The sequence below is a fragment of the Burkholderia cepacia genome, assembly GCF_001718835.1.
GTDB lineage: Bacteria > Pseudomonadota > Gammaproteobacteria > Burkholderiales > Burkholderiaceae > Burkholderia > Burkholderia cepacia_F.
On the sequence record NZ_CP013444.1, the window covers coordinates 2,622,577 to 2,634,876 of the forward strand.

9 protein-coding genes are annotated in these 12,300 nt (G+C 69.7%); 3 read left to right on the forward strand and 6 right to left on the reverse strand.

Going from position 1 to position 12,300, the window contains the following annotated elements:
* The gene (locus WT26_RS31510; RefSeq protein ID WP_069274771.1) at positions 1–2,040 is read left to right on the forward strand and encodes a MacB family efflux pump subunit; all 2,040 of its coding nucleotides are present in this window, start codon (positions 1–3) and stop codon (positions 2,038–2,040) included.
* 5 nt (positions 2,041–2,045) lie between these two features.
* On the forward strand, positions 2,046–3,431 hold the full coding sequence (locus tag WT26_RS31515; RefSeq protein ID WP_069274772.1) for an efflux transporter outer membrane subunit: 1,386 nt from the start codon (positions 2,046–2,048) through the stop codon (positions 3,429–3,431).
* Positions 3,432–3,474: 43 nt separating this feature from the next.
* Here WT26_RS31515 and WT26_RS31520 read toward each other — a convergent pair whose 3' ends face one another.
* The gene (locus WT26_RS31520) at positions 3,475–5,001 is read right to left on the reverse strand and encodes an MFS transporter (RefSeq protein WP_069274773.1); all 1,527 of its coding nucleotides are present in this window, start codon (positions 4,999–5,001) and stop codon (positions 3,475–3,477) included.
* Between the two features lie 121 nt (positions 5,002–5,122).
* Here WT26_RS31520 and WT26_RS31525 point away from each other — a divergent pair, with 121 nt between their 5' ends.
* The gene (locus WT26_RS31525; protein WP_069275213.1) at positions 5,123–6,028 is read left to right on the forward strand and encodes a LysR family transcriptional regulator; all 906 of its coding nucleotides are present in this window, start codon (positions 5,123–5,125) and stop codon (positions 6,026–6,028) included.
* A gap of 9 nt (positions 6,029–6,037) precedes the next feature.
* On the opposite strand, the gene WT26_RS31530 is transcribed toward WT26_RS31525, so the two are convergent.
* The 5 genes from WT26_RS31530 to WT26_RS31550 form a co-directional block, all read right to left on the reverse strand.
* Complete coding sequence (locus WT26_RS31530) at positions 6,038–7,177, reverse strand: enoyl-CoA hydratase/isomerase family protein (RefSeq protein ID WP_069274774.1); 1,140 nt, start codon at positions 7,175–7,177, stop codon at positions 6,038–6,040.
* On the reverse strand, positions 7,174–7,965 hold the full coding sequence (locus WT26_RS31535; protein WP_059525464.1) for an enoyl-CoA hydratase: 792 nt from the start codon (positions 7,963–7,965) through the stop codon (positions 7,174–7,176). The genes WT26_RS31530 and WT26_RS31535 overlap by 4 nt, the downstream gene beginning before the upstream one ends.
* Positions 7,965–8,867: a 3-hydroxyisobutyrate dehydrogenase gene (gene mmsB / locus WT26_RS31540; protein ID WP_069274775.1), complete on the reverse strand. Its 903-nt coding sequence runs from the start codon at positions 8,865–8,867 to the stop codon at positions 7,965–7,967. The genes WT26_RS31535 and mmsB overlap by 1 nt, the downstream gene beginning before the upstream one ends.
* 13 nt (positions 8,868–8,880) lie before the next feature.
* Positions 8,881–10,410 (reverse strand): CoA-acylating methylmalonate-semialdehyde dehydrogenase, encoded by a 1,530-nt coding sequence (locus WT26_RS31545; protein WP_069274776.1) that lies wholly within the window; start codon positions 10,408–10,410, stop codon positions 8,881–8,883.
* A gap of 99 nt (positions 10,411–10,509) precedes the next feature.
* Positions 10,510–12,216: an AMP-binding protein gene (locus WT26_RS31550; protein ID WP_059525456.1), complete on the reverse strand. Its 1,707-nt coding sequence runs from the start codon at positions 12,214–12,216 to the stop codon at positions 10,510–10,512.
* Positions 12,217–12,300: the final 84 nt, after the last annotated feature.

Sequence of the window (12,300 nt, forward strand, 5' to 3'; positions counted from 1 at the left end):
ATGACGCGGCCGCTGCTGCAGCTGACCGACGTCACGCGGCGCTTTCCGGCCGGCGACAAGGACGTCGTCGTGCTGAACAACGTCAACCTGTCGATCCACGCGGGCGAGATCGTCGCGATCGTCGGCGCGTCGGGCTCCGGGAAGTCGACGCTGATGAACATCCTCGGCTGCCTCGACCACCCGAGCGAAGGCACCTATACGGTCGGCGGGCGCGACACGCACATGCTCGACAGCGACGAGCTCGCGCAACTGCGCCGCGAGCACTTCGGCTTCGTGTTCCAGCGCTATCACCTGCTGCCGCACCTGAGCGCGGTCGCGAACCTGGAGATGCCGGCGATCTACGCAGGCAGCGCGCCGGCCGAACGCCGCGCACGCGCGCAGCGCCTGCTCGCGCGCCTCGGGCTCGCGGATCGCGCGCACCATCGCCCCGGGCAACTGTCCGGCGGCCAGCAGCAGCGCGTAAGCATTGCGCGCGCGCTGATGAACGGCGGCCACGTGATCCTCGCCGACGAACCGACCGGCGCGCTCGACACGAAAAGCGGCCAGGACGTGATCCGCATCCTGCACGAGCTGAACGCGCTCGGCCATACGATCGTCATCGTCACGCACGACAAGGCCGTCGCGCGCCACGCGCGCCGCATCATCGAGATCAGCGACGGCGAGATCGTCGCCGACCGCTCGAACCCGCACTACGCCGCGGCCGCCGAAACGGCGGCGGAGCCGGATACCGCGTGGCACGCGACGCCCGTGCTGCTCGCGCACGCCGGCGCCGATCCGGCGCTCGCCGTCGACGCCGGACAACCTGCACGACCCGCGCGGCCCGCGCGCCGCCTGTCGGCCGGCTCCGGCCGCTTCGCCGAGGCCTGCCGGATGGCATGGATCGCACTCGTGTCGCACCGGCTGCGCACGCTGCTGACGATGCTCGGCATCATCATCGGCATCACGTCGGTCGTGTCGATCGTCGCGATCGGCGAAGGCGCGAAGCGCTACATGCTCGACGAGATCGGCAGCATCGGCACGAACACGATCAACATCTACCCGGGCACCGACTGGGGCGACAGCCGCGCCGATGCGATCCAGACGCTCGTGCCGGCCGATGTCGCCGCGCTCGCCGAGCAGCCGTACGTCGACAGCGCGACGCCCGAAACGTCGCGCACGCTGCTGCTGCGCTACCGCAATGTCGACGTGAACGCACTCGTGAGCGGCGTCGGCGACCGCTTCTTCCAGGCGCGCGGGATGAAGCTGGCGCTGGGCGTCGCGTTCGACGAGGACGCGGTGCGCCGTCAGGTGCAGGTGGCCGTGATCGACCAGAACACGCGCCGCAAGCTGTTCGGCGCGACGCGCAACCCGATCGGCGAAGTGATCCTGGTCGACAACGTGCCGTGCGTGGTGATCGGCGTGACGGCGGACAAGAAAAGCGCGTTCGGCAGCGTGAAGAGCCTGAACGTGTGGGTGCCGTATACGACCGCGAGCGGGCGCCTCTTCGGGCAGCGTTATCTCGACAGCATCACCGTGCGCGTGCGCGACGGGCAGCCGAGCCAGGCCGCCGAGCAGAGCCTGACGAAGCTGATCACCCAGCGCCACGGCCGCAAGGACTTCTTCACGTACAACATGGACAGCGTCGTGAAGACCGTCGAGAAGACCGGCCAGTCGCTGACGCTGCTGCTGTCGTTGATCGCCGTGATCTCGCTCGTCGTCGGCGGGATCGGCGTGATGAACATCATGCTGGTGTCGGTCACCGAGCGCACGCGCGAAATCGGCATCCGGATGGCGGTCGGCGCGCGCCAGTCCGACATCCTGCAGCAGTTTCTCGTCGAGGCCGTGCTGGTCTGCCTGCTCGGCGGCACGATCGGCATCGCGCTGTCGTTCGGGCTCGGCGTGCTGTTCTCGATGTTCGTCGCGCAGTGGAAGATGGTGTTCTCGGCCGGCGCGATCGTGACCGCGTTCGTCTGCTCGACGCTCACCGGTGTGATATTCGGCTTCATGCCCGCGCGCAATGCATCGCGGCTCGATCCGATCGATGCGCTCGCGCGCGACTGACAAAAATGACCAAGACCCTGCCCTACCCGATCCGCCGCCTGGGCGCGCTCGCCTGCGCCGCCGCGCTCATCGCCGGCTGCGCGGCCACGCGCGACCGGCCGCCGCCGCCGGTCGCGATGCCGGCCCACTGGGAATCGCCCGTGCCGCCGGACGCGCCCAACGCGCCCGCCGCGCCGGCGGACTGGTGGCGCAGCTTCGGCGATCCGCAACTCGACGCGCTGATCGACGACGCGCTGCGCGCCAACAACGATCTCGCGATCGCGGCGATCCGCGTGTACCGCGCGCAACTGCAAGCCGGGCTCGCGAACACGAACCTGACGCCCAACGTGACGCTCGGCGCGAACGGTGCCGTGTCGCGCACGCTCGATACGCACCAGATGGGCCGCGCGAGCGGCGTCACCGGCGCGCTGAGCTACGAGCTCGACCTGTGGGGCCGGCTGGCCGCGCTGCGCGACGCCGCGCGCTGGGAAGCCGACGCGACGGCCGCCGATCTCGAGGCCGCGCGGCTGTCGCTGATCGGCACGACCGCGTCGCTGTACTGGCGGATCGGCTTTCTGAACCGGCAGATCGCGCTCGGCGACGCGAACATCGCGTATGCGGCGCGCACGGTCGCGCTGGTGCGCTCGCGCCACGCGGCCGGCGCGACTTCCGGGCTCGACCTGGCGCAGGCCGAACAGAGCCTCGCCACGCAACGGGCCGCGCAGACACGCCTGATCCAGCAGCGTACCGAGAACCGTCACGCCCTCGCGATCCTGTTCGACCGGCCGCCGCAACAGCTTGCGGCCGAACCGCCGGCGCTCCCCGACGCGCCGCCGCCGGAAGTGGCGGCCGGCCTGCCGGCCAGCCTGCTCGGCCGGCGCCCCGACTTGCGCGCGGCGGAATTCAGGCTGCGCGAATCGCTCGCGCAGGTCGACGCGACACGTACCAGTTTCTACCCGACCTTCACGCTGACGGGCGCGGCCGGCACGTCGAGCACGAGCCTCGAGCGCGTGCTCGCGAATCCGGTCGGCACGCTCGGGCTCGGCCTGGCCCTGCCGTTCATCCAGTGGAACACGATGCAGCTGCAGATCAAGGTGTCGAAGACGCAGTACGAGGAAGCCGTCGTCGGGTTCCGGCAGAAGCTCTACACGGCACTCGCGGAAGTCGAGAACGCGCTGTCGGCGCGCGTCCAGCTCGAACGCGAGGCCGAACAGCGCGCGCTGGCGCTGGCGCAGGCGCGGCGCGCGGAAACGCTGGCCGCCGCGCAGTTCGCGGCCGGCGCGACCGCCGTGCAACCGTGGCTCGACCAGCAGCAGCGGCTGCGCGACGCGCAAAGCGCCGACGAACAGACGCGGCTGGACCGGCTCGACAACCAGATGACGCTGTACCGCGCGCTCGGCGGCGGCGCGTAGCAAGTCGTCGGTCGCGATGCGACGGCCGCGCCGCCCGCGCCCGTCACTCCGCCACCGCTGCCCGCCGCCGCGCCGGCGCGAACGCCACCGCGCTCGCCGTCGCGAGCACGGCCACGCCGGCCGCGCCGTACACCATCACCCAGCCGAACCCGTGTACGAGCGCCGCATGCAAGGCCGCGCCGGTCGGGTCGGCTTGGGCCAGCGCACGCCATCCGTCCACGCGGCCGGCCGCGATCTCCTGCGCGAGCCGGCGCAGCGCCCCGTCGCCGATCGTGCCCGCGACACCGCCCTTCAGGCTCGCGACGATCCCCGCGACCAGCACGAAGCCCATCGCCGCGATATTCAGTGCGAGCGAGATCATCCGCGCACTCATGTCGATGCCCGACGCCATCCCGGCCCGCGCGCTCGGCACCGCCCCCGTCGTCGTGTTGGTCACCGGCGTGTTCGTGAGCCCGAGCCCGATGCCGGCGATCACGCAGCCGGGCAGCATCGTCATCCAGCTCGCGTGGTCGGCCGCGCTGCCGATCCGCATCAGCGCAAAACCGGCGGCAATCGTGAACAGGCCGCCCGGGATCACGACGCCCGGCCCGTAGCGCAGCGCGAGCCGTTCGCCGAACGGCGGCGCGACCAGCGTCGGCAGCGTGTACGCGAGCAACGCGAGGCCGGCCGTCACGCTGTCGTAGCCGAGCGCGACCTGGAACCAGATCGGCAGGTAGATCATGAACGGCCAGAAGCTGAAGTTCATCCCCATCGAGCCGAAGATCGCGCCGGTGAACGCGCGGATCCGGAACACCGAGAAGTCGAACATCGGCCGCGCGCTGCAGCGCTCGGCGACGACGAAGCCGGCCAGCGCGAGCGCGGTCGCGCCGAGCACCGCGAGCCCGGTCGCGCTGGTCAGGCCGATCGCGGCGCTTTGCGTGATGTAGAAGGCGAGGCCCAGCACCGCGAGCGACAGCGTGACGATGCCCGCCACGTCGAGGCTGCCCGCGTGCGGATCGCGCGACTCCTGCACCGCGCCGCCGATCAGCGCGAGCGCGACGGCCGCGAGCGGCGCATGGACGAGAAACACCCACGGCCAGTTCGCCAGCGCGACGATCGCGCCGCCGACGATCGGCCCGAAGCCGAGCCCGATGCCGAACACGATCCCCCAGATCCCGAACGCGCGGCCGCGCTCGCGGCCCTCGCGGAACTGGTGCGACAGCACGGCTATCTGGCAGATCAGCATCGCGCCGCCGCTGGCGCCCTGCAGCAGCCGGCCCGCGACCAGCACCGGCACGTTCGGCGCGAGCCCGCACAGCAGCGACGTCGCGCCGAACAGCAGCGTGCTGGCGACATACATGCGCTTGCGGCCGAACCGGTCGGCGAGCGTGCCGGCCGCCATCAGCACGGTCGTGCACGCGATCGTGTACGCGTTCATGATCCACTGCATGCCGTTGAAATCGCCATGCAGCACGTGTTCGAGCGTCGGCAGGATCACCGGCACGCTCGAGATTTCGAGGCCGAACATCAGCGACGTGAGACAGACGGCCGCGAGCGCGACCGCATTCCTGCGGGAGTCGGATAGCGTCATGGGGAGTCGTGGCGTCGCGTAATGAACGGGAGTCGGTACTATATTGGGAACCTCACTCCCCATTGACTCATGCAATTCGCATGACCCGGGAATGCAAGGCACCAATCAAACGAGCGATCCGATGGATGACAGACTGGAAGGGGTAGCGGTGTTCGTGCAGGTGGTCGAGGCCGGCAGCTTCGCGCTCGCGGCGGAGCGGCTCGACATGACGCGTTCGGCCGTCGGCAAGGCGGTCGCGCGGCTCGAGAAGCGGCTCGGTGCGCGGCTGCTGCAGCGCACGACGCGCAGCCAGAGCCTGACCGACGACGGCCAGGCGTACTACGACCGCTGCGTGCGCGCGCTGGCGGAACTGGAAGCGGCGGAGGCCGACCTCGACTGCGGCCGCAACGAGCCGCGCGGCAAGCTGCGCCTGAGCGTGCCGCTCGCGTTCGGGCACCACTGCGTCGCGCCGATCCTGACGGAGCTCGCCCATACCTATCCGCATCTGCAGATCGACCTGTCGATCACCGACCGTTTCGTCGATCTCGTCGAGGAAGGCATCGACCTCGCGGTGCGGATCGGCACGCTCGCGGACAGCACGAGCCTCGCGGTGCGGCGGCTCGGCACGCAATACGGGAGCCTCGGCGCCGCGCCGTCGTATCTCGCGCGCTACGGCACGCCGGCGACGCTCGACGCGCTCGCGCAGCACCGGACGATCGCTTATTCGCGCGGCGGCGTGCCGCGGCCGTGGGAAGTGCGCGATGCGGACGGACGCGCGGTGCGCGTCGACGTCCGGCATCAGCTCAGTTTCGACGACGTGCAGGCGATCGCGGCGGCCGGCGCAGCGGGGTTCGGGATCGCCTGGCTGCCGAGCTGGCTGCTCGCGCAATACGTGCGCCGCGGCGAACTCGTCGTCCTGCGGGAACGCTGTTTCGTCGACCAGGGCGAGATCAACGTCGTCTGGCCCCGGACCCGCTACCTGCCGCGCAAGACGCGCTGCGTGATCGACGCGCTCGTCGACGCGCTCGTGCCGCTGTTCACCGACTAGGGTCGGTGTTTACGCGTTGCCCAGCTCGACGAGCGGATGCGCGAACAGCTTCCACGGCGACGTGAGGAAATGCCGCACGCGTTCGGCGCGCAGCTCGACGAGCGACGCGGGCGCCCAGCGCGGCTTGCGATCCTTGTCGACGAGATGCGCGCGTACGCCTTCGCAGAAGTCGCCTTCCTCGATCGCTCGCGCGACGATGCCGAGCTCCATCCGGAACGATTCGGCGAGCGTCATCTGGCGGCCGCGCAGCAGCGCCTCGCGTGTCACGTACAGCATCGTCGGCGAATGGCCGGTGAGCGCATCGAGCGTCGCCTGCAGCCATTGACGGTGCTCGCGCGACAGTTCGTCGCGCGCGAGTTCCTGCTTCAGCGTCGCGACGATCCGCTCGACGGTCGAGCGCTTGTCGAAGTGACGCACGATCCACGGCATCTGGCCGTCGAGCGCCGCATGCGGCACCACGTTGCACGGCGGCTCGAACACCCGGCGCAGCGCGGCGAGCACGTCGCCGTCCCATTTGAGGTTCTCGATGCGCGTCTCGAACGTGTCGAGCCATGCGGACGGCACGCACAGATCCGCGAGCTTCGCGGTCAGCGCGTCGGCACCCGACAGCATCGCGCCGGTCAGCCCGACGTACAGCTCGAGTTCGACCGGCATGCGCGACAGGAAATGCGTCGCGCCGACATCGGGCACGAGGCCGATGCGCGTTTCCGGCATCGCGATCTTGCTGCGCTCGGTCGCGACGCGCAACGCGGCGCCCTGCGCAAGGCCCATCCCGCCGCCCATCGTCACGCCGTCCATCAGCGCGACCACCGGCTTCGGGAACGTATGGATCGCGTAGTCGAGCCGGTATTCGTCGACGAAGAACGGCAGCCAGGTTTCGCGCTGCGCGACCATCTTGTAGAGCGCGCGCACGTCGCCGCCCGCGCAGAAGCCCTTCTCGCCCGCCCCGCGCAGCACGACCGCGACGATCTGGTCGTCGTGGCGGCAGCGCTCGAGCAGCGCGGCCAGCTCGCCGATCATCGCGTACGACAGCGCGTTGAGCGCGGCCGGCCGGTTCAGCGTGATCAGCGCCACGCGATTCACCACGCGGAACAGCACCTCGGGCGCGGCGTCGGCGAACGCGTCGTGATTCGTGACCGGCGTGCTCATCGTTGCCCCTCCCCATCGGTGTGCCACTGCGGCGCACGCTTGCCGAGGAACGCGGCCACGCCTTCGCGCGGATCGCTGGTATCGAACAGGTCGACGAAGCGTTCGCGCTCGACCGCGAGCGCCGCGCCGCGCGGCACGCCGCGGCGCGCGAGGCCGATCAGCTCCTTGCTGTACGCGACCGCGTGCGGGCTCTGCCGCACGACGTTGTGCGCGAGCGCCAGCGCGGCATCGCGCGACGCGCCCGTCTCCACGACGTCCTCGACGAGGCCGATGCGCAGCGCGGTGGCCGCGTCGACACGCGCGCCGGTCAGGATGATCTTCTTCGCCCAGCCTTCGCCGACGAGCCAGGGCAGCGTCTGCGTGCCGAGCCCGCACGGCAGCAGGCCGACCGACGGCTCGGGCAGCGCCATCTGCGCATGGGTCTCGGCGATCCGCAGGTCGCACGCGAGCGCGCATTCGAGGCCGCCGCCCATCGCGTAGCCGTTGATCGCCGCGATCGTCACGACACGTGCGTCGTGCAGTGCCTCGAACGCCGCGCCGAAACGCGACGCCATCGCGCGCGCGACCGCGCGGTCGCCTTCGGCGAAGGTGTTGAGGTCGGCACCCGCGCTGAAGAATTTCGGGCCATCGCCCGTGATCACCAGCGCGCGCACGCGCGGGTTCGCATTCAGTTCGGCGACGGTGTCCTGCAGTTGCCGCAGCCCGTCGGCGGTAAAGGCGTTCGCGGGCGGACGCTTGAGCGTCGCGCACGCGATCGCGCCGTCGCCGACGTAGTCCAGTTCGATCATCACGCGTCCTTCTTCGTGGCCGGTTGGTACAGGCGGATCACCGCCGAGAAATCGAGCTGGCCGTCGCCACGGCTGCTCATCGTCTGGTACAGCTGCTGCGCGAGCGCGCCGAGATAGACCGGCTGGCGCGCCTGCTTCGCGGCGTCGTTCGCGAGACCGAGATCCTTCAGCATCAGGTCGGTGCCGAAGCCGCCCGAGTAACCGCGCGAAGACGGCGCGGTGTCGATCACGCCCGGATACGGGTTGTAGGTGTCCGAGCTCCAGCAGCGGCCCGTCGACGTGTTGACGATGCCGGCCAGCACCTTCGGGTCGATGCCGAGCGCGACGCCGAGCGACATCGCCTCCGACACCGCCGCCATCGAGATGCCGAGCACGAGGTTGTTGCAGACCTTCGCGACCTGCCCCATGCCCGTCGCGCCGCAGTGGACGATGTTCTTGCCCATGCCCGCGAGCACGGGCTTCACGCGCTCGAAGTCCGCGTCGCTGCCGCCGACCATGAAGGTCAGCGTGCCCGCCGCCGCGCCGCCGGTGCCGCCCGACACGGGTGCATCGACGAACGCGCCGCCGTGCTCGCGCACGAGCGCGCCGAACGCCTGTGCGCTCGCCGGGTCGATCGTGCTCGAATCGATCACGGTCGCGCCCGCGCCGAGGCCGGCGAGCACGCCGTTCTCGCCGGACAGCACCGAGCGCACGTGCGGGGCGGCCGGCAGCATCGTGATGACGAACGCCGCGCCGCGCGCGGCCGCGTCGCGCGGCGAGCCGGCCACCTGTGCGCCGGCATCCTGCAGTGCGCGCAACGCGTCGGCGCTCAGGTCGAACGCGTGCACGTCGTGGCCGGCTTTCAGCAGGTTCAGCGCCATCGGCGCGCCCATGTGGCCGAGGCCGATAAAACCGATTTTCATGTTCAGCCCCTTGTCAGTGCAAACGGATCGTCGTATTCACCGGGCCGGCCGTCGTGTCGTCGTCGAACCAGCGCGCGGTGACCGTCTTGGTCTGCGTGTAGAACTGCACGACCTGCTTGCCGTACGGGCCGAGATCGCCGAGCTTCGAGCCGCGCGAGCCCGTGAAGCTGAAGAACGGCACCGGCACCGGGATCGGGATGTTGATGCCGACCTGGCCGATGTCGATCTCGCTCTGGAACTTGCGCGCCGCCGCGCCGCTCTGCGTGAACAGGCCCACGCCGTTGCCGAACGGGTTCGCGTTGACGAGCGCGATCGCTTCGTCGAGCGTGCCGGCTTCGAGCACGACGAGCACCGGGCCGAAGATTTCATGCGTGTAGATCGACATGTCCGTCTTCACGCCCGAGAAGATCGTCGGGCCGATGAAGTTGCCGCTTTCGTAACCGGCCACCTTCACGTCGCGGCCGTCCAGCTCGAGCTTCGCGCCTTCGTTCACACCCGCTTCGATCAGCGACAGGATGCGCTCCTTCGCGGCCTTCGACACGACCGGGCCGACGTCGGTGCCGGCTTCCGCGCCCGCATTCACCTTCAACAGCTTCGCCTTGGCGACGAGATCGGGCAGCCAGTCGCGCGCTTCGCCAACCAGCACCGCGACCGACGTCGCCATGCAGCGCTGCCCGGCCGCGCCGAAGCCGGCGCCGACGAGCGCATTGATCGTCTGCTCGCGGTTCGCATCGGGCAGCACCACCGCATGGTTCTTCGCGCCCATCATCGACTGCACGCGCTTGCCGTGCGCGCTGCCGAGGTTGTACACGTGCGTGCCGACGGTGGTCGAGCCGACGAACGAGATCGCCTTCACGAGCGGATGCGTGCAGATCGCGTCGACGACTTCCTTGCCGCCGTGCACGACGTTCAGTACCCCTTTCGGTACACCGGCCTCGATTGCGAGCTCGACGAGCTCCATCGTCGACATCGGATCCTGCTCGGACGGCTTCAGCACGAACGTGTTGCCGCAGACGATCGCCATCGGGAACATCCACAGCGGAATCATCGCGGGGAAGTTGAACGGCGTGATGCCCGCGCACACGCCGAGCGGCTGGCGCAGCGTGTAGGTGTCGACGCCGCCCGCGACGTTCTCCGCGAATTCGCCGAGCTGCAGCGAACCGATCGAGCACGCGTGCTCGACGACTTCGAGGCCGCGGAAGATGTCGCCTTCTGCATCGGGAATCGTCTTGCCCTGCTCGGCCGTCAGCGTCTTCGCGATGCGCTGCTGGTTCGTGCGCACGAGATCCTGGAACTTCAGCATGATGCGCATGCGCGCGGCGATCGGCGTGTTCTTCCACGTCGCATACGCGGCGTGCGCGGCCTGCACGGCCGCGTCGACTTCCGCGACGGTCGCGAACGGCACGCGCGCGAGCACCTGTTGCGTCGCCGGGTTGACGATGTCACGCCACTCGTGCGTCTTCGATTCGACGAATTCGCCGTCGATCAGCAGCTTGACCGTCGGCACGTCTTGCCCCGCGTGGGGCGTCGGATTCGCGTTCATCGCTTGATTCTCCTTGGGAGTGCCGCCGCGCGACGCAGCGCGCGGGCGGCCGGTTCGATGCATCGGCGGGCCGCGCGACGCGCGCGGCCCGCGGTCACGTCATTTCAGTTCGGCGGCAAAATCTTCTTCCCAGTATTCGCCGGGCATGCGCGCGCTCGCGTCGTCGCCCCGCTCGATCTCGCGGCGGCGCAGCTCGACGCGGCGGATCTTCCCCGAGATCGTCTTCGGCAGATCGGCGAACTGCAGGCGGCGGATGCGCTTGTAAGGCGCGAGCTTCTCGCGCGAGAAACGAAAGATCTCCAGCGCGAGCTCGGGACTTTCCTCGTAGCCCTGCCGCAGCGTGATGAAGGTCTTCGGCACCGACAGCCGCACGGGGTCGGGGCTCGGCACGACGGCCGCTTCCGCGATCGCCGGATGCTCGATCAGCACGCTTTCCAGTTCGAACGGGCTCAGCCGGTAGTCGGACGACTTGAACACGTCGTCCGCGCGGCCGACGTACACGTAATAACCGTCGTCGCGGCGCATTGCGATGTCCGACGTGCGGTAGTGGCCGTCGCGCATCGCGTAGGCGGTTGCATCGGGGTTGTTCGCATAGCCTTTCATCAGGCCGACCGGGCGCGTGACGTCGGCGCCGATCGGCAGCGCGACCTCGCCTTCGGTCACGGGCGCGCCGTCCGGGTCGAGCAGCGTGATCCGGTAGCCGGGCAGCGGCCGGCCCATCGAGCCCGCGACCACCGGCTGTCCCGGCGAGTTGCCGATCAGGCAGGTCGTCTCGGTCTGGCCGTAGCCGTCGCGAATCGCGATGCCCCACGCCTTCTTCACGCGCTCGATGATCTCGGGATTCAGCGGCTCGCCCGCGCCGACGATCTCGCGCAGCTTCACGTCGAACGACGCGAGCGGCTGCTGCACGAGCATGCGCCACACGGTCGGCGGCGCGCACAGCGTCGTCACCTGGTATTTGACGAGCGCATCGAGCACGACCTTCGGCTCGAAGCGCGCGTAGTTGAATGCGAACACGCAGGCCTGCGCGTTCCACGGCGCGAAGAAGCAGCTCCACGCGTGCTTCGCCCAGCCCGGCGAGCTGATGTTCCAGTGGATGTCGCCCGGCTGCAGGCCGACCCAGTACATCGTCGACAGGTGCCCGACCGGATAGGTGCGGTGCGTATGCTCGACGAGTTTCGGCTTCGACGTCGTGCCCGACGTGAAGTACAGCAGCATCGGATCGTTCGCGTGCGTGACGGCGTCCGGCGCGAATTCGGCGCTCGCCGCATAGCCGTCGTTCATCGCGAGCCAGCCCGCGCGCGGCGCGCCGGCGACGATCTTCTGCGCGAGGCCGAGGTCGGGCTGGTCGAATTTCGCGGTTTCGTGCTCGTCGACGATCGCGTATTTCGCGCCGCCGATCTGCACGCGGTCGCGCACGTCGTCGGGCGACAGTTGCGTGGTGGCAGGCAGGACGATCGCGCCCAGCTTCATCGCGGCGAGCATCGCGTCCCACAGCTCGACCCGGTTCGGCAGCATCAGCAGGATGCGGTCGCCGCGGACGACGCCGATCGAGCGCAGCCAGTTCGCGACGCGCGACGAACGCTCGGACATCTGCGCGAACGAATACGGATCGCCCGTGCCGGTGGCCGCGTCGACGATCCACAGCGCGGGCTGGTCGTTGCCGCGCGCCATCGGGTCGAAGTAGTCGAGCGCCCAGTTGAACGCGTCGAGCACCGGCCATTCGAAATCGCGGTACGCGGTTTCGTAGTCGGTGCGATAGCGCAGCAGAAAGTCGCGTGCGTTCAGGAATGCCTGTACCGTCATCGTTTCGTCTCCTGTCTCCATGTTGCGCGGCGCGACGGACTCACAAGCCCCCGCGCTTCGCGATGCCCCGGCCATTTTTCGGTC